General features: G+C 63.7%; 17 protein-coding genes, 1 tRNA gene and 1 riboswitch. Of the genes, 4 read left to right on the top strand and 14 right to left on the bottom strand.

Annotated elements, in window-relative coordinates; all coding sequences use genetic code 11:
- The first annotated feature begins 67 nt into the window (after positions 1-67).
- Positions 68-487 carry an NUDIX domain-containing protein gene (locus DY926_RS08150; RefSeq protein WP_116702933.1) on the top strand — a complete coding sequence of 140 codons (420 nt, stop codon included), beginning with the start codon at positions 68-70 and terminating at the stop codon, positions 485-487.
- Between the two features lie 27 nt (positions 488-514).
- Here DY926_RS08150 and DY926_RS08145 read toward each other — a convergent pair whose 3' ends face one another.
- The 3 genes from DY926_RS08145 to DY926_RS08135 form a co-directional block, all read right to left on the bottom strand.
- Positions 515-697 (bottom strand): hypothetical protein, encoded by a 183-nt coding sequence (locus DY926_RS08145; RefSeq protein WP_116702906.1) that lies wholly within the window; start codon positions 695-697, stop codon positions 515-517.
- Positions 698-995: 298 nt separating this feature from the next.
- Entirely contained in the window at positions 996-1,979 is a 984-nt protein-coding gene (locus tag DY926_RS08140) for a phosphotransferase enzyme family protein (protein WP_116702905.1), read from the bottom strand.
- Positions 1,980-2,024: 45 nt separating this feature from the next.
- Positions 2,025-3,503, bottom strand: coding sequence for a carbohydrate porin (locus DY926_RS08135; protein WP_116702904.1), 1,479 nt, complete (start codon positions 3,501-3,503; stop codon positions 2,025-2,027).
- Between the two features lie 262 nt (positions 3,504-3,765).
- On the opposite strand from DY926_RS08135, the gene moaB reads away from it, so the two are divergent.
- Positions 3,766-4,329, top strand: a complete 564-nt coding sequence (moaB, locus tag DY926_RS08130; RefSeq protein ID WP_116702903.1) for a molybdenum cofactor biosynthesis protein B — start codon at positions 3,766-3,768, stop codon at positions 4,327-4,329.
- A gap of 85 nt (positions 4,330-4,414) precedes the next feature.
- The gene (locus tag DY926_RS08125) at positions 4,415-4,990 is read left to right on the top strand and encodes a DJ-1/PfpI family protein (RefSeq protein ID WP_116702902.1); all 576 of its coding nucleotides are present in this window, start codon (positions 4,415-4,417) and stop codon (positions 4,988-4,990) included.
- Between the two features lie 34 nt (positions 4,991-5,024).
- On the opposite strand, the gene folE is transcribed toward DY926_RS08125, so the two are convergent.
- The 3 genes from folE to metZ form a co-directional block, all read right to left on the bottom strand.
- Entirely contained in the window at positions 5,025-5,630 is a 606-nt protein-coding gene (folE, locus tag DY926_RS08120; RefSeq protein ID WP_116702901.1) for a GTP cyclohydrolase I FolE, read from the bottom strand.
- A 60-nt stretch (positions 5,631-5,690) separates the two neighbouring features.
- Positions 5,691-6,101 carry a Co2+/Mg2+ efflux protein ApaG gene (gene apaG / locus DY926_RS08115; protein ID WP_116702900.1) on the bottom strand — a complete coding sequence of 137 codons (411 nt, stop codon included), beginning with the start codon at positions 6,099-6,101 and terminating at the stop codon, positions 5,691-5,693.
- 86 nt (positions 6,102-6,187) lie between these two features.
- A complete protein-coding gene (metZ, locus tag DY926_RS08110; RefSeq protein ID WP_116702899.1) occupies positions 6,188-7,390 on the bottom strand; it encodes an O-succinylhomoserine sulfhydrylase in 1,203 nt (400 codons plus the stop codon).
- A gap of 123 nt (positions 7,391-7,513) precedes the next feature.
- A riboswitch (SAM riboswitch) is annotated at positions 7,514-7,594 on the bottom strand.
- Between the two features lie 118 nt (positions 7,595-7,712).
- Here metZ and DY926_RS08105 point away from each other — a divergent pair.
- Positions 7,713-7,786: transfer RNA gene (locus DY926_RS08105), tRNA-Gly, on the top strand.
- A 23-nt stretch (positions 7,787-7,809) separates the two neighbouring features.
- Here DY926_RS08105 and DY926_RS08100 read toward each other — a convergent pair.
- From DY926_RS08100 to DY926_RS08065, 8 genes are all read right to left on the bottom strand, one after another.
- Entirely contained in the window at positions 7,810-8,316 is a 507-nt protein-coding gene (locus DY926_RS08100) for a hypothetical protein (protein ID WP_241503128.1), read from the bottom strand.
- Positions 8,317-8,399: 83 nt separating this feature from the next.
- Positions 8,400-9,068, bottom strand: coding sequence for a PqiC family protein (locus DY926_RS08095; RefSeq protein ID WP_116702898.1), 669 nt, complete (start codon positions 9,066-9,068; stop codon positions 8,400-8,402).
- Positions 9,065-10,018, bottom strand: a complete 954-nt coding sequence (locus DY926_RS08090) for an MlaD family protein (protein WP_116702897.1) — start codon at positions 10,016-10,018, stop codon at positions 9,065-9,067. The genes DY926_RS08095 and DY926_RS08090 overlap by 4 nt, the downstream gene beginning before the upstream one ends.
- A gap of 5 nt (positions 10,019-10,023) precedes the next feature.
- Positions 10,024-10,827, bottom strand: coding sequence for an ABC transporter ATP-binding protein (locus tag DY926_RS08085; protein ID WP_116702896.1), 804 nt, complete (start codon positions 10,825-10,827; stop codon positions 10,024-10,026).
- Positions 10,828-10,832: 5 nt separating this feature from the next.
- Entirely contained in the window at positions 10,833-11,969 is a 1,137-nt protein-coding gene (locus DY926_RS08080; RefSeq protein ID WP_186336113.1) for an MlaE family ABC transporter permease, read from the bottom strand.
- 237 nt (positions 11,970-12,206) lie between these two features.
- Positions 12,207-13,238, bottom strand: coding sequence for a hypothetical protein (locus DY926_RS08075; protein ID WP_116702894.1), 1,032 nt, complete (start codon positions 13,236-13,238; stop codon positions 12,207-12,209).
- Positions 13,235-13,969 (bottom strand): 2OG-Fe dioxygenase family protein, encoded by a 735-nt coding sequence (locus tag DY926_RS08070; protein WP_116702893.1) that lies wholly within the window; start codon positions 13,967-13,969, stop codon positions 13,235-13,237. The genes DY926_RS08075 and DY926_RS08070 overlap by 4 nt, the downstream gene beginning before the upstream one ends.
- A complete protein-coding gene (locus DY926_RS08065) occupies positions 13,962-16,499 on the bottom strand; it encodes a mechanosensitive ion channel family protein (RefSeq protein WP_186336112.1) in 2,538 nt (845 codons plus the stop codon). The genes DY926_RS08070 and DY926_RS08065 overlap by 8 nt, the downstream gene beginning before the upstream one ends.
- Between the last annotated feature and the right edge of the window lie 182 nt (positions 16,500-16,681).

The following is a 16,681-nucleotide window of genomic DNA, read 5'->3' as shown; positions in this document are numbered from 1 at the left end:
CTTTCAGGGGGTGCCTTCGGGCACCCCCTGTCATATGGAACAGGCTGGTCTGACAGGGAGCATGCTGATGTTGGATACCACTGGCCCACGGGTGGGATGTGGCGCGGCCATTATGGACCGGGATGGCCGGATTCTGCTGTTGCGGCGTCTGCGCGGGCTGGAGGCGGGATGCTGGGGCCTGCCCGGCGGCAAGGTCGATCCGTACGAGACGACCGCCCATGCAACGGAGCGTGAAATTGCCGAGGAACTGGGCATAACCATACAGGCCCGTGACCTGCTGTGCCTGGTGGAGGAAATGGATGCCATCGGCGGGCATCACTGGGTTTCCCCCGTCTATCTGGTAAAATCATGGCTGGGGACGCCACGGCTCATGGAGCCCGACAAGCACGAAGGCCCGCAATGGTTTGCCCCCGGCAGCCTGCCCGACCGGCTGACGACACCCACCTGTCAGGCCCTGACCGCCCTGCAGCGGCGCGCGGCGGGTTAGGTTACGGAACCGGGGTCCCGCCGGAGGTCAGGACGGGTCAGTCGTCGCGCCAAGCTTGCGGGCATAGTCACGCAGCGCGCGGCGGTGGCGGGAATAGATCATCTGCGTGGTCTGGGAGCGGGTGGGTACATCCTCGGTCGTAAGTGGCAGCGTGGCCACGACAGGCGCAGGCGCGGGGGATGTGGCGGTGGGACTGACTGCCGGGGTCATTGCTGCTTCTCCGCTATGTGCCAAGGACGGTACGAGCTCCGCTGGGTCGGATCATTAACTGGCTGCCACAATCCATACGTCTCATACATGTCAGGAATGAGGCATTAAAGTCATGGTAACTTTTAAAAAACGCGCCGGTTCATCACGTTTATTTGTTCCATGAAACTTTTTCGAAAACACGTTTTGTCCGCCCGGAATTGCCAGAAGTTAATGTGATCAAATCCGCGCGGTACACATATTAAAAAAATATCTAATGAGTGCGTCCGCCCGGAAATCCGGCGGTGGCGAGACGCCCGATTCAGCCAATATCGCGCAGCAGCCGTCCGTCCAGCCATGCCCGGCACAGCGCAAGCGTGCGCCCGAACCAGTCCGGCCCGAGGCTTTCCACCTGCCGGGTGTGCCGATGGGTGCCGGTCCATGCCAGAAGCTGGATACGCCGCTGGATGATCAGCGCAGGCAGGACATTCAGGTCGGCCTGCGTTATCACGCCCGCCATCGTGTAGCCGCGCAGCCAGTGATCGACCCAGCGGGGAACCTGCGGGTGGTCTTCATGAAAGCTGATGGCCGCCGCCAGATCCTGCATGAACCAGCTTATGCCGCAGTCATCAAAATCAATCAGGCGGGTATGCGCGCCACTGACCAGCAGGTTCGCCAGCCGCAGGTCGGCATGGATCAGGCCGAAACGCCCCGGCTGCTGGCCATACGCCTCCAGTTCCGTATGGACCTGGCGCAGGCTGTGCGTGATCAGCTCATGGGCCGCATCCGTCATGCCCGGCACATCTTCCCACCGGCCCCACAGGGCATGGGGTCCGGTCATGGTTTCGGGTGTCCATGCCTTGCGGATGAAACCATCGGGCCGCACCCAGTGGCGGCTGTGGTCATGCAGCCGGGCGGTAATGCGACCCAGACGGGTGAAGGCGGCGGGGTCTATGTCCGGAGTCGGCTCGGTGCCCTCCATCCACGCAAACAGCACGGCATGCCGGGTGATGCCATCAGGTCCGGACAGGGTACGCAGAAGGGTGCCGTCGGGGGCGGGGATGGGCAGGGGCACTTCCAGCCCGGCCTCATGCAGCGCGCCAAGCCAGGCCAGTTCGCTGCCGATCTCGGCGGCGTCATGATAGCCGGGCCGGTGCAGGCGCAGCGCGTAACGCTGCCCGCCCGCGGCATCGACCCGGAAAATGACGTTTTCTGAAATGGAAACCAGACTGGCCCGTGCATCACGCAGGGCGTAATCAGCCAGCGCGGCATGGGCCAGGGTGTGGAGGAAGGCGGAATCGGTCATGATCCGCCAGCCATACCCCGTGCCGCCGCGCGGATGAAGGGTGCGTTACAGGATGCAGTTGAACTGCAGGCCCATCACCGCCGCATCATGATAGGTGGTGGTCGCACCGGGGCGGTTGATGTACTGGAAATCCGGCTGGAAGCTCATGCCGCGCGCGGTGTGGATGTTGTAGAAGACTTCGTACACATCCTCATGCGTCTGGATGCCCCATGCCGGGCCCCACTGGTTGTTGAGGAAGGGGGTACCCGCCAGCGCTGACGATTCCTGCTGCAGGACTGATGCGCGGCTCATCTCGAAATAATGGAACATGGCGCCCATCGTATCGAGCGGGCGGCCCCATTTGGCGCCCGTTTCGACCATACCGGCCCATGCATGCTGCTTCATGGCCGAGATCTTGCCCGATGTGTACATGTACCCTGCCAGCACGATCAGGCCGTTGGTCGGGCCTTCGCCATTGCGCACGAGCATCTGGTCCGCCTGGAACCACGCGGTGCTGACACCGGACTGCTTGCGGAAGGGCAGGTGGGTCAGAACGGCGGAGTTGCCGTTTATATCGGAATACAGGTCATTGTACTGCGAATTGTCATAACCGTACCCGGCCTTGTAATGCCCGGCCAGGTGGTGGCGGCCGAATTCCGGCAGCCAGCCGAATTCAACAGGGGTGGAGAACTTGCCAAGGCCGCTCTGCGCCCATGCCCAGCCTGAAATGCCGCCGTTGAAGGAATGGGGGGAGACGGCAAACATACTGGCCATGATGTAGGTATCGACCGTGGGCATGACGCGCATCACCACACCAAGGTTGCCCGAAGGCCAGTCACGCCCGCCCGGCACGTATTTGCCCGGTGCCGGGTTACCGCAGATGGATACGTTCATGAAGTCACAGAACAGGGGGGATGCGGCAAAGAAGCTGCCCACCGGAATCCAGCCTGCGCTGATATCGAGTCGGTTATGGAACAGGGACTGTTCCGCATACATATAGACAAGGTGGGCGACCACGTTACCACGCGCACCGTAGATCTGCTGCACGCCGCCAAGGGAATCGTGAATGTAATCGGTGCTGAGGTTCCGCCCGTGACCGTTCACGATCATGGTATGGGTCCAGAAATTCTTGGGGGCACCGGCCAGCTTGTGCCAGTCGATATCGACTTCCACGCCCACCTGCCCGGCATCCGTCACGCCCTGCTTGGCGCCGCCACGGAAGTTGCCGGCCAGTTCCTCATGCACATCGGCCTCGATATGCACGCCATGGCGCAGCAGGAAGGGCTGCAGCCCGGCCCAGTCACCAAAAAAATGCTGGTTGCCGTAGGGCGCGCTGAAGAACTGACCCGGGTCCTGCACCGATGTGTTGCGCCGGGCGTTAACATTAAGGCTGGGCTGCGCGCCGATCACGCCCTGTCCTTCCCCCGGTATGGCTTGTGCCAGCGCGGCCGCGCGCGGGGTGAAAAAGGCAAGAAGAAACAGGGGCAGGAGTATAAAAAAGCGGGCAGATGTTCTGATCATTCGCACATCGATAGCATATTTCATGCCGAATATAAACCTTGGCGGGGGAATTATGAAAAAAACCAGAGGGGCGGAAAATAATCATAAAGATATTTTTTTTGTCATATCAATATATTGATATAGTACGTCACTATTCCTTGTCATATTTTTTTGTGCAACGCACAAATACATCAGAAGTTTGTGTTTCTTCTCACATAATACTCATTTCCTCCCTTCGTTTTGTGTCAGTCCTGTCACAATTCAATGATCGTTGACGCCAGCCCCGCGGAATGGTGAACATTGCCAAATGTCGCGACTAGATATGAACAAACCCTTCCTGCCCGTCCGCATCGCGGTACTGACAGTTTCCGATACCCGCACCCCGCAAACGGACAGGTCGGGTGATATTCTGGCCGAACGGATCGCCAGCGCCGGCCATGTCGTGGCCGCGCGCGCCATCGTGGCCGATGACGCTCCGCGCATCGCGGCCGCCCTGTCCGCATGGATCGCGGATGAACAGGTGGATGTCATCATCTCAAGCGGCGGCACCGGCGTGACCGGCCGCGATGTCACGCCCGAGGCGTTCGATCAGGTGATCGAAAAGCGCATCGAAGGGTTTGGCGAACTGTTCCGCATGCTGTCCTACCAGAAAATCGGGACCTCGACGATCCAGTCCCGCGCCATGGCGGGCGTTGCGAACGGAACCTACCTGTTCGCGCTGCCCGGCTCGTCCGGCGCGGTGAAGGACGGGTGGGACGACATTCTGGTCTGGCAGCTCGACAGCCGCCATGTGCCCTGCAATTTTGTCGAACTCATGCCCCGCCTGCGCGAACACCTTGCCCCCGGCGGGCATGAAGGACACGGGCATTAAAAGCCTGTTCCGGACGTTATGACACCCGGCGGGCACAGGACCGCCGGGCCGGGAATCCCGGCCGCCCCAACGGAAGGAAACGGATATGAGCACACCAAGGCTCCTGCTGCTGGCAGGTGATTACGTCGAGGATTACGAGGTCATGGTGCCCTATCAGGCCCTGACCATGCTGGGCTACCAGGTCGATGCGGTCTGCCCCGGCCGCAGGAAGGGCGAACATGTCCTGACCGCCATCCATGATTTCGAGGGTGCCCAGACCTATAGCGAAAAGCCGGGCCATCGTTTCACGCTGACCGCTGATTTTGATGCCGTCCGGCACGAGGATTACGCCGGTCTGGTGCTGCCCGGCGGGCGGGCGCCGGAATACCTGCGGCTGGATGCGCGGGTGATCGAACTGGTGCGCGCCTTTGCCGACCGGCCCATTGCCGCGATCTGCCACGCCGGGCAGTTGCTGGCGGCCGCCCGGATCATTTCGGGCCGCAAGGTATCGGCCTATCCCGCCTGCCGCCCGGAGGTGGAACTGGCGGACGGTATTTACGCCGATATTGCCATTGATGCCGCGATAACCGATGGCAGGCTCGTCACCGCCCCGGCATGGCCCGCCCACCCGGCATGGCTGGCGCAGTTCATTGCCGTGCTGGGGGCGAAGGTCACGCTCTGAACTTCATTCCCCCGGCCTTGACCCGCGCCCGGTTTCAGATCCCGCTGCTGTTCAGGGCCGGGCGGTTCAGGATGGACAGGAATTCCCGCCGCGTGTCGGAATTGGAGCGGAACGTGCCCAGCATCCGGCTGGTCACCATGGACACGCCGGGGCGGTGCACGCCCCGGGTGGTCATACACTGGTGGGATGCCTCGATCACCACGCCCACGCCATAGGGCTGGAGTTCCTCGTTAATGGTATTGGCGATCTGGGCCGTCAGGCGTTCCTGTATCTGGAAACGCCGGGCATAGGCATCGACCACGCGGGCCAGCTTGGATATGCCCACCACGCGCTTGCGCGGCAGGTAGGCGACATGGGCCACGCCGATGATGGGCACCATGTGGTGTTCGCAATGGCTCTCCACGCGGATGTCACGCAGCAGCACCATCTCGTCATAATCATCAACTTCGGAGAAGGTACGGCGCAGCAGGTCAACGGGGTCTTCGGCATAGCCGCTGAAGAATTCGTCATATGACCGGATGACGCGCTCCGGCGTGTCGCGCAGGCCCTCGCGGTCCGGGTCTTCACCAGCCCAGCGCAGCAGGGTGCGTACGGCTTCTTGTGCTTCCGTGCGGGAAGGGCGGGAATCGATGGAGGTCATGCTTGTCGGTTTTCTTGTCGCATGGGCTGGCCCGGCAGGCCACGCCACAGGGGGGAAGATTTAATGAAGGACCGCGCGCTGGTGCGGACTGTCCAGGCTGAAGACGGGAATGTTGACATCGAACTGTTCCCGGCTGGCCGGGCGGATCATGTGGTACGTGCCGCCCATGAAGCCGGTTGGCGTTTCAAGTGCCGCGCCCGACATGTATTCGAAACTGGCGCTGGCGTCGATAACCGGCTGTTCGCCCACCACGCCATCGCCTTCCACCCGGTCGATCCGGCCCTGCCCGTCCACGATGCGCCAGCTCCGGCGCAGGAGCTGGATCTGTTCGGCGCCGTGGTTCTCGATGCGGATACGGTAAGCCCACACATAGCGGTGCTCATCGGGTTCCGACTGGTCATCGAGCCAGAAGGTCTGGACAACCACGCGCACGTCATCGGTCGTTGCCTCGAAACAGGGGGCATTGTCCATTGTCTCACCCAGCGGGGACTCCGCTCCTTCCCCACCGGGGGGAGGGAAAGGCCTGTTCTTGCTCATGGAAGGGGAGGCTCCTCAGGTTACCGGTTGGCCAGCGCCGCAACGCCGCGCTTGAGGTCATCAATCAGGTCATCGGCATCTTCCAGCCCGACGGAGAAGCGGATCGCACCGTCGGTAATGCCAAGGCGCGCCCGTTCCTCGGGGGCCAGCTTCATGTGCGTGGTGGTGGCCGGATGCGTGACGAGGGAGCGCGCATCGCCCAGGTTGTTCGAGATCGAGATGACGCGCAGCGCGTTCATGAACGCGAAAGCCGCATCCTTGCCGCCCTCGACCTCAAAGGCCACCAGCGTGGAGCCAGCCGACATCTGCTTCCTGGCCAGTTCGTACTGCGGGTGGTCCTTGCGGCCCGGATAGAACACGCGGCGGATGCCCGGTGCCTCGGCCAGGAAGTCCGCCACCTTCGCCGCGTTGCGGGTCATGGCATCCACGCGCAGCGCCAGTGTCTCGATGCTCTTGAGCATCACCCACGCGTTGAAGGGGGAAATGCTGTTGCCGGTGTTGCGGATGAACGGGCGCAGCACCTCATCAACCCACTTGGACGAAGACAGCACGGCACCACCCAGAACCCGGCCCTGACCGTCGATATGCTTGGTGCATGAATACACCACCACATCCGCACCCAGTTCCAGCGGCTTCTGGTACAGCGGCGTGGCGAAGACATTGTCCACCACCACGGTCGCGCCCGCTTTATGCGCGAGGTCACAGATCATGCGGATGTCGAGCACATCCAGCATAGGGTTGGACGGGCTTTCCAGCAGTACGGCGCGGGTGGGCCTGGACAGCGCTTCCTTCCACGCGGCAAGGTCGCCACCATCCACGAACACGGTCTCGACGCCGTAGCGGGGCAGCAGTTCGGCCACGATCCAGTGGCATGAACCGAACAGCGCGCGCGAGGCGACAACACGGTCACCCGCACGGACCTGCGCCAGCAGCGCGGAGGACACCGCCCCCATGCCCGTTGCGGTCAGCGCGCAGGCTTCCGCCCCCTCAAGGTCACACAGGCGGCGTTCGAGGTTGGAGACGGTCGGGTTGCCAAAGCGTGAATACTGGTAGTGCGAGACATCGCCCGTAAAGGTGCCTTCGGCCTGCTCGGCATTGTCATAGACAAAGCCGGAGGTCAGGAACAGCGCCTCGCTGGTTTCCCCATAGGGGGTGCGTTCAAGGCCCGCATTGATCAGGCGGGTGGCGGGACGGAGCGATTTGGGGTCAGGCTGGTCAGTCATGGGAAATGGAAATTCCTGCAAACAGGTGATCTGGACAGGCGGGTCGAGACCAGCGCCGGTTCATGGGCGGCAGCCAGCCCGCCAGGGCGGTTCACGACCGTGGAAACCATGATACCCGCGTCCTGCCGACGGGATCTGGCCTCTTTAGCGCGTATGTTTTACCTCGCCGCAAGCCGGCCATATCAAATCACGAGGGCCCGGCACCTGTTGCACCGGACATGCATGCTTATTGCGGATCAGGACCGGGTGCGTCAACTACCGCCGGTATGCTGAAGGGGGTGATTGCATCAGCCATGTTTGTGCAGTATAGAGGGCGCGGCCCGCGGGTGTAGTTCAATGGTAGAACGGCAGCTTCCCAAGCTGCATACGAGGGTTCGATTCCCTTCACCCGCTCCATTTTCCCCTGAAAATACGATGACTTACGGCGCTGCATCCCCGCTTGGGGGGCTGGCTGCCGCCTGTGTGTCGGTATAGGTCTCGCCATTCCATATCCAGCGGTCCGTGCCATCCACCAGCAGGTCATGCATCTCGCCATGGGTCTGCGGGGTAATGGTGACCGGCCCGCTGACGGAATCCAGCACCAGCTTCCAGCCATGCCCGTCGGGCAGATAGACCGAGGTGGTACATCCCGCCGAGCCGCATAGGCTCTCGGACTGCACCTGTGCAAACAGCGCCGTGCGGCGCGGGTCTGTTGAAAGCTGGGCTGATCCGGTCAGCAGTACGGGGTGTTCGCCATGGGCGGCGGCGTCATGCAGGGCGCGCGACATCAGCACCCGCGCCTGCCGGTCAGGCTCGGTGCCCGGATGCTGCGCCAGGATGACCGGGCCACCCTGCGCCCATGCCGTGCCCATGCCCGTGACAATGGCCAGCAGCGCGGGCAGGAGCGGGCGGGTTGCAGCGTGATGGGGGCGGAAGAGACGCGGCATGCAGGATGCTCCCACGGTTGGTACGATATGGCGCCCCAAATGCCCCGCACGGGGAAAGGTTCCCCCGTTTAAGGGGGAAGGCCTCAGCTCCGGCCGGACCGGTGGGGGGCAGTGGACGGGGTGGCGGTGGGCCAGCTTGCCTCGATCCGGTTGCTCAGTTCATTGAGCAGGCTTTCGCTGACCTTGGCGACGTTGGCGTTGCTGGCAGCGCTGCTTTCCGTCGCAATGACGGTGCGGCTGCGCAGGATGGAAGCCTGCGGGTCCTGCGGAATGATGGCCCAGTCCGCGTTCAGCGCGGCCTTGCCGTCACGGCTCACATCAAGGCGGCTGATGTTGATCTGCAGCCGCCATGTCGGCCGTTCCGGCTGCGGCTGGTCGGTTACGAAAATGGTGGGCCATTTTTCCGCCAGCCGCGCGGTGATCAGGTCGGTCGCGCCAACAGACAGGCGGCTGGCCCAGCGGCCCAGCCCGCTGCGCACGATCTCATGCCCGTCACGCACCATGATGTCCTGACTGTCCAGATAATCCGGCATGCGGGCGCGTTCGACCTCGATGACCGGCGTGCTGTCGGTAATCTGGGTCGTGCCGACCGTCTGCTCCCCGGTGGCGATGGCGGGCGCGCCAAGGGTATAGAAGCGCACCGGCGCCGAGGAACAGGCCGAAAGCATCATGGCCGAGAGCAGCAATCCGCCCCCCGCCCGCAGGGCCGGATGCGAACGGGAAGGGGAGACAGCGGGCTGGCGCGTTTTCATTGGTTGCGTCCCATCAGCAGAAGTTGCGGATTACTTGTGACTTCGTTGGCGAAACCGCGCAGCCCGTAACCTGCTTCCATAACGTCCCGCATCGTATCAGCCAGGTTGAGGCTGTCACGCGATTGCGGGTCCATCAGGGCGCGCAGGCCCGCCATGGTTTCATGGGCCTGCGCCATGGTCTGGCGGGTATTGGTGATCAGGGTGCGCAGCTCCGCGCGGCGGGCGACAAACTGGCTGTTATTGGTCACGATCAGCCGGTCCAGCGCGTTGATGGTCAGGGCGGAGCGGTCCTTCAGGTCCTCCACCGTGGCGCGCAGGGTGCGTGCCGCCGTCTCCGCATGGGCGGATGTGGTGCGGACGCTGGACAGTACACCCGGCAGGTCACGGTTCACGTCAGCCGCCAGCTTGCGGACACTCAGCAGCGCCGTCTGGAGGTCATGGTGAAGCTGCTTGATCGAGGTGGCGACCAGCATGGTCTCGAGCTGCTGGAGCGCTGTCTGCCCCATCGGGATTTCCGGCACGTTGGTCAGGCCGGGGTGCAGCAGTGCGGGCGTGGAGGGGGATAGGTCAAGGTCGATTTCGGTCTGGCCCGTCACCAGGCTGTGCAGCGCCATTTCCGCGCGCAGCCCGTGGCTGATCAGCTCATGCAGCGGCGGCAGGTCGCCCCGCCCCGGCGCATGGGCCGGATCGAACAGGATATAGACCGGCATGTAGGTCCGGTGGCTGGCCGGATCGACCTGCACGCTCAGGCGCTTGACCGCGCCCACCGGCAGGCCGCGAAAATTGACGGGTGATCCGATGTCCAGCCCGTTGGTCGGGCTTTCGAACACCACGACAGCCTCGCTCCCCGCGCCGGGCAGGGGCACGTCGCCCCACACCACCAGCGCGCCAAGGGCGATGGCCGCCAACCCCAGTACGACCGAGCCGATCAGTGTCTGCCTGCCGGCCATGGGGGCTAACCGTTTTCGTGCGGGCTGGACGTATCCAGCTGTTCGCGATGCATGAAGGCATGGACCAGCGGATCGGTGCAGTGGTCACGCAGCCATGTGGGCGAGCCGTGGGCGACGGCGGTTTTCTGCCCCGCATCCAGAAAGATGCCGTCATCGGCAATATGGAACAGGCTGGACAGTTCGTGGCTGACGATGATGATGGTCGCCCCCAGTCCATCGCGCAGGTTCAGGATCAGGTCATCCAGCCGGGCGGAGGTGATCGGGTCAAGCCCGGCGGACGGTTCATCGAAAAACAGGATGTCCGGGTCCAGCGATATGGCGCGCGCCAGCCCCGCGCGCTTGCGCATGCCGCCGCTGAGTTCGGAAGGATACTGGTCAATGGCGTGCAGCATGCCGACCAGCCCCAGCTTGAGTTCCACAAGCTGGCGGATGACGGGTGGCGTGAGGCTGGTGAACATCTGCATGGGCAGGGCCACGTTTTCGCCCACCGTCATGGAACTCCACAGCGCGCCACTCTGGAACAGGACGCCGAACCGCCGCCCGATCTGGATGCGGCTCTGGTCATCACCGGACCAGTAATTGTCCTTGCCCACCATATAGGTGCCCTGCCTGGGGCGCAGCAGGCCGATCATGCTCTTGAGCAGGGTGCTCTTGCCGCAGCCCGACCCGCCCATTACGGCGAAGATGCTGCCGCGTTTGACCTCGAACGACACATCATGCTGGATCACGCGCGAACCGAAGGCCAGCGTCAGGTCACTGACGGAAATCAGCGTCGGGCGGTCATTGGTGGAGGGCATCTGGTTATTCATGGCGATCAGATCCCGATAACATTGGCAATAACCGCGAACACCGCATCCAGCGCGATCACGCCCACAATGCCCACAACCACGGCCTTGGTCGCCGCAATACCCACATCCGCCGCGCTGCGCCCGGCCTTCAGCCCGATGCGGCAGCTTGTCAGCCCGATGAACGTGCCGAACACGAAGCTCTTGATGAACCCGAAGGTGAACTGGTCCAGCGGCAGGGCCTGCAGCGTTTCATGGAAATAGCCCAGCGGCGAGACGTGCAGCATGATGTACGAGACGCAGAACCCGCCAAACATGCCGATCAGGCACCCATACAGGTAGAGCAGCGGCATGGTGAAGGCGAGCGCCAGGACCGAAGGCAGGATCAGGTAACTGGAAACCGGGATGCCGAACACCTGCAGGGCGTCGATTTCCTCATTCCCCTGCATGGTCGAAATACGCGCGGCATACGCGCCGCCGGTGCGCCCGGCCATGATGATGGCGGTCATGACGGCCGACATCTCGCGCACCATCGCAATGGCGACAAGGCTGGCCACGTAGATGTCGGCCGCGAATTTATGCAGTTCGACCGACCCAACGAAGGCCAGGATCGCGCCGACAAGGAAATTCACCACCCCCACGATCAGCAGCGCCGCAGGCCCCGCGGCGCTGAGGTCGGTCATGAGGTCAACGGTGCGCATCATTCCGCGCCCCACCAGGGCCGCGAACCCGCCGCGCGCGGCGGCGGTGCCCATCTCGCTCACGCAGCCGATCTCGTTCAGGGTATCGAGCGTAAGCTGGCCCACCGCCGCGACGGGCGCGAAGTGATGGGGGGCGGGCGGCTGTGGCTGGGGCGGGTTTTCGGGCAGGAGGTCGAGCAGCTTGTGCGCGGATTCGGGCAGGGTGTCCATGCGCAGGTCCACATGGGCCTCAAGCGCGCTGCGCTTGAGCTTCCACAGGAAGCTGATCAGCGACGTATCCCACCTGCCAAGCTGGTCGGTGCTGAATTCCACAGGCTCGCCCTGCCGGATTTCCTTGAGGGCGGAGTCCGGAAACTCGGGGATACGTCCTTCCTGCGCGATCCAGTTACCCGACAGCGTAACAAGGGTCCGGTTCGCCTCGGGCTGTAGCTGCCATTGCGGCGCACCATTGACGGACGTATTCACCAGCCTCTCCAACCTCAGTGCCGCGACCCTGCCTGCCCGGTCATGCAGGCATCCCGCACATAATGCACTCCGTGCCCGCCATCCGCCCGCATCGGGCATGCGAACGGGCAGGCATTGCACGGTAGTCCATTTTCCATACCAGATGACCCGCCCCGCACAAGCCCCGCCACCGGGGAGGCTCCGCGATGGCAGCGCATGGCTTTGGCCGCGCGCGTCCGTGGCGGGGCGGGCCAGGGGCTATCTGGCATGCAGGATATCAAGTGCCGGGTCATCCACCGGGCCGCCATGCATGGCGGCGGCGATATCCGCCATGACCCGGTGGGCTACGGGCTGGCGGTAATGCAGCGGGTCCCAGAAATTGTCGCGGTTTTCCGTCACGCTGGTGTCACGGTTGAAGTCGAGCGCCAGTGTCTGCGGTGTCCGTTCCGCAAGCTGGCGGATTCCCGCACGGCAGGCCTGCAGCCGGGCGGCGGCGACACTGCCCGCCACGCCATGCAGGCTGGATGAGCCGGGGGGGAACCACAGGATCTTGATGGTGGAAGCAGGCATGCGCCCGACCATGGCCACCAGCAGTTCCATGCTGGCAGGGGGGGTATCGGCCATGCCGGGCGGGGCAGGGGAATTGTCCGGCGGCCCCCAGTGCGAGAAGATGACCTGCACGCGGGCGGGATCATACTGGCTGTCGGGCGGGACGAAGCTGGTATAGCCATCCGAGCCAAAGCGCTGCGCCTTCAGTCCCGCCAGCCACAGGAACTGGTTCGCGGCTTCCTGCAGGGCGAACAGGCTGGCCATGTGCAGGTAGCCCTGCCACGCCGGGTGGCCGTACATCCATTCCGGCCATGGCCGGTTGGGCGTGGTCAGGCTGCCGGGGTGCAGGTGGCACCATGCTGCGTCAATCCCGATCATGACAATGCGTGGGTTGGGGTGATGGCGCAGGAACACATCGAGTTCGCGCGCCTGCTCCCACGGGCTGGCGCTGTTCATGGCCATGTTCAGGAAATGCGCGCCCAGCGCCGGGTCCAGTATAGCAGGCTGCATGAGCCGGCTGGTCGATGTGCCCAGGATGACGGAATCAAACCGTGGGTCGCGGGCCAGCGCCGGCATGGTGTAGCGGGCGTTCGATGTAATGGGGATGCGCGCCAGCCGGGGGGACAGGGGCAGCATGTCCCATGGATCGACCGTTACGATGAACAGGTAGAGGCTTCCCCCCGCCACGATGATGGCAAGGAGGGCGGCAAGACAGAACCGCCGCCACGGATCGGGTGTCATTGATGGCGGAGGGTCACCACCAGCACATCACGATAGGCCGGGCGGGATGGGTCAAGCGGGCGTACCGGCGTTACGCCGTGATAGACGCGGTTGTCATTGACGATGGCGGTGTCGAGTGGCTGGTCCAGCATGAACCCGCCAACCATGTTGCGCTGCAGGTCATGGATGGTCGTCTCGCCACACATCACGTTTTCACGCCGGACCATGACCACCATCACCCAGTCCACGCCATCACGGTGCAATCCCTCGGGCGTGGGCAGGCCTGGATTACCCTCCAGCGCCTCGATACGGAACTGGTGGATTTCCGCATGCCATGCCTCGGGCAGGCTGCCCGGATCACTCAGGTCGCTTACGATCCGGTGCATGAGCCGCATGATGGCCAGCAGCGCCGGATGCCCGCCCGTTTCCGGCTCCACGGCGCGGAACCAGCGTTCGACGCCGCCATTGAGCTCGTTGTAGTCGCGGCTCTGGTAATGCGGCTGGTGTTTCTTGCGCCGGATGCCATCGGCCGTGATGGCGAAGGTGGCGTGCCGACGGCGGCGGTAGCGACCGCCATCGGCCATGTAACGGTCCAGACCCAGGCGGTTCCAGCTTTCGGCAAAGCTGTCCCAGTCACGCAGGCCATACCGCTCCAGCAGCGGCAGCATCTCGCCCGCGGGCACGAAGGCAAAGCCATCCGAGCCCAGCGGGGATTCAAGACGCGCAAGGAGCGGCGGCAGGCCATCAGTCATGGGCGGGGTCTTTTCCTTCTGGCGTGGGGGCCGGCTTGCCGTCGGTCTCCTGCGGGGCGCTGGTGGGCTGCGCGGGCATGGGCATGGTGGGGGTTTCCTCCATCTTCATGCGCAGGGTGCCGGTGGCGTTGTTCCCCAGCAGGTTGACGGATGTGGGGATGGGGAAGGCCACGTGTTCCTTGACCATGCGCGCGGCAAGGCGGCTGTAATATTCACGGTAAACCTTCCATTTCGCACCCGGTGCGGTGCGGATGGAGCCAAGGAATTTCGACCCGTTGCCATCCGCCTGCTCCACGCCAAGGAACGAGAAGTCCGACTTGATCAGCGGGCCATAGACATGGTCCTTGCGCATGAGCGCCAGTTCATCCTGCAAGATGGCGGCGACCCGGTGCGGGTTTTCCGACAGGTCGAGCATGAAGCTGACCACCACAAGGTTGTAGTCACGCGACGTATTGGCGATGGACGTGACCGAGGAGAACGGGATGATGTGCAGGTCCCCGTTCACCGCGCGCAGCCGCAGGGTGCGGATGGACAGGTGCTCCACCGTGCCGGAAACACTTCCGGCCGTAACCCAGTCGCCCACCTGCATGGCGTTTTCCACCAGCATGAAGAAGCCGGTGATGAAGTCCTTGACCAGGCTCTGCGAACCGAATGCGATGGCCGCACCCATGATGCCCGCACCAGTCAGCAGCGGGGTCACGTTGATGCCGATCTGCGACAGGGTGGTCACCGTCACGATGATGATGATGAAGGTCAGCAGCACCGTGCGGATGATCGGCAGCACCGTGCGCAGTCGCGTCGCGCGGGATGCCTGGTCCGAACTCTCGAAGCGGGTGATCTGGTTCTGCAGCGTGGCGTTGACGATTTCCCACACCATGATGGCGATGGTGTAGGCGACCATGATCGTCAGCATCGCGCCGACGATGCGCGGGCCAAGCGAGCCATGCACGAAGAAGCGGATCGCGGGCAGACCCCATGACTGGAGCAGCAGCACCACGGTCAGGAACGTCAGCAGCACGGACAGCGCGCGGCGGGCGATCGGGTAATAGTAGTCCACGCGGGCCTGAAGGCCGGGATAGCGCTTTTCCGTTTCCTCGGGGACGTGGAATATCTTGTTCTGCAGGCTGAACGCCAGGACCGAGACCAGCCGCGACACCAGCGTGACCACGATGGTCAGGGACAGCGTGCGCAGGATCCACGCATACCCGCCACGGATCTGCGTCGCCCAGACCAGCCACAGCGCCAGGTCAAAGAACATGGCCGGAATCCACCAGAAGCGGACCATCCTGCCCACGAACAGCCAGAAAGGCTTCTTCTGCAGCCGGGCGGGGGGCTGGAGTGCGGCCCCCACATGGTGGCGGATGCGCCAGATGAAGATGGCGACAAGGATATGCTCGATCAGCACGACCGCGCGGATGATCGCTTCCGTGCCGCGCGCGGGCATGGCGAACACGCTGCCCAGCGTGGACAGGCAGACCACGATGGAAGGGGCTGCGACAAGGAAGTTCCACCACCGCGTGACCATGAGCGCCGTCGCGTCGGACGCGTTGCACAGGCGGATGGTGGGGGAGTGGGGGACGAATACCGTCTCGAGCAGCAGGTAGATCACACGTGCGATGACATAGGCATTGGTCAGCGTGATCGTGACCAGTGCGGCCTGATCGGTGGAGGTCAGTACGGCGGAGCCGCCATACCCGAGGCCAAGGAACAGGCCCACCGGCAGCAGCTTGATCAGGAAATGCAGCAGCGAATACGGAACGCGCGTGATGATGCGCAGCGTCTCGTGCTGCTTGCGGTCATCCTGCTGGCGGGTCTGTTCGGTCTGCTGTTCGGCCTTTGCGTCCACGGCGGAGGAATCGGCGGGCGGCGGCGGCTGGTCGTCTTCACGGTCTTCCGTGTTCAGGCGCTGGTTCAGGTGGGCTTCGGTCGCGACGGCGCGCGCGGTCACGGCAGCCAGCGGCTTGCGCGTGGCGATGGACAGCGCGCGTTCGGCAATCAGCGCCAGTATGAAGATCAGCCCGGCGCGGCTGAGCGCATCAAACAGGATCTGGCGTGAATCCGTGTTGGACAGGATGGAGTGGACCCAGCGCCCCACAAAGGCCAGATCCTTGAACAGCGCGATGAAGTTCTGCCCCTGCTGCAACGCGATGTCGCGTATGTGGGTCAGCTCGTTCATGGTTTCGCTGCTGATGCTGTCCGGCTCAAGCGACACATCGCTGGCGGGCGCGGCCTTTTTGGCGGGCGCGGGGGCTGCTGGCGCGGGTGCCGGGGCAGGCGCGGGCAGGCCGTTGGCAATGGCCTGCAGGGTGCGGGTAAACGCCTCGCGCTTCTGCGGATCGTTCATGACCGACAGCACCTGCTGGGCCTGCTGGGCGTTTATGCCGGGCGATCCCGCCCCCGCATCAGCCGCCCGGGCGGGAAAGGCCCAGGGCAGGAACACCAGCATGAAAGCTGCCACAATGGCCAGGATACCGCGCCGTGGAAAACGGGCCGGCGCGGAATGGGCTGTCGTCACGAAATGGGCCGGCATGCCGATTGTTCACCTCCTTGGAAACACGAAACCCGGCGGGAAAGCCATGCGTTCTCCCGCCGTAACAGCATCCTGCCCGCGTGTTCCGCAGGCTTTGGACCGGCTGTTACACTGCCGCGAAAAAATCCGGCAGCAGAGTAATAAAAGATTGCCAGTATGGCCAAGGTTGCATTTAAGCGTGT

The sequence above is a fragment of the Komagataeibacter melaceti genome (genome assembly GCF_003403295.1).
In the GTDB taxonomy this organism is placed as follows: domain Bacteria; phylum Pseudomonadota; class Alphaproteobacteria; order Acetobacterales; family Acetobacteraceae; genus Komagataeibacter; species Komagataeibacter melaceti.
Note: the sequence above shows the minus strand (reverse complement) of the source record. Positions and strands in the feature narration are given on the sequence as shown.

Coding starts and splice junctions, on each gene's coding strand:
- DY926_RS08100 (WP_241503128.1), bottom strand. CDS start 8,316: ATGCCGCGTCTCTTCCGCCCCCATCACGCTGCAACCCGCCCGCTCCTG.
- DY926_RS08145 (WP_116702906.1), bottom strand. CDS start 697: ATGACCCCGGCAGTCAGTCCCACCGCCACATCCCCCGCGCCTGCGCCT.
- DY926_RS08125 (WP_116702902.1), top strand. CDS start 4,415: ATGAGCACACCAAGGCTCCTGCTGCTGGCAGGTGATTACGTCGAGGAT.
- DY926_RS08135 (WP_116702904.1), bottom strand. CDS start 3,503: ATGAAATATGCTATCGATGTGCGAATGATCAGAACATCTGCCCGCTTT.
- DY926_RS08140 (WP_116702905.1), bottom strand. CDS start 1,979: ATGACCGATTCCGCCTTCCTCCACACCCTGGCCCATGCCGCGCTGGCT.
- DY926_RS08070 (WP_116702893.1), bottom strand. CDS start 13,969: ATGACTGATGGCCTGCCGCCGCTCCTTGCGCGTCTTGAATCCCCGCTG.
- DY926_RS08090 (WP_116702897.1), bottom strand. CDS start 10,018: ATGGCCGGCAGGCAGACACTGATCGGCTCGGTCGTACTGGGGTTGGCG.
- DY926_RS08065 (WP_186336112.1), bottom strand. CDS start 16,499: ATGCCGGCCCATTTCGTGACGACAGCCCATTCCGCGCCGGCCCGTTTT.
- DY926_RS08075 (WP_116702894.1), bottom strand. CDS start 13,238: ATGACACCCGATCCGTGGCGGCGGTTCTGTCTTGCCGCCCTCCTTGCC.
- DY926_RS08085 (WP_116702896.1), bottom strand. CDS start 10,827: ATGAATAACCAGATGCCCTCCACCAATGACCGCCCGACGCTGATTTCC.
- moaB (WP_116702903.1), top strand. CDS start 3,766: ATGTCGCGACTAGATATGAACAAACCCTTCCTGCCCGTCCGCATCGCG.
- folE (WP_116702901.1), bottom strand. CDS start 5,630: ATGACCTCCATCGATTCCCGCCCTTCCCGCACGGAAGCACAAGAAGCC.
- metZ (WP_116702899.1), bottom strand. CDS start 7,390: ATGACTGACCAGCCTGACCCCAAATCGCTCCGTCCCGCCACCCGCCTG.
- apaG (WP_116702900.1), bottom strand. CDS start 6,101: ATGGACAATGCCCCCTGTTTCGAGGCAACGACCGATGACGTGCGCGTG.
- DY926_RS08150 (WP_116702933.1), top strand. CDS start 68: ATGTTGGATACCACTGGCCCACGGGTGGGATGTGGCGCGGCCATTATG.
- DY926_RS08095 (WP_116702898.1), bottom strand. CDS start 9,068: ATGAAAACGCGCCAGCCCGCTGTCTCCCCTTCCCGTTCGCATCCGGCC.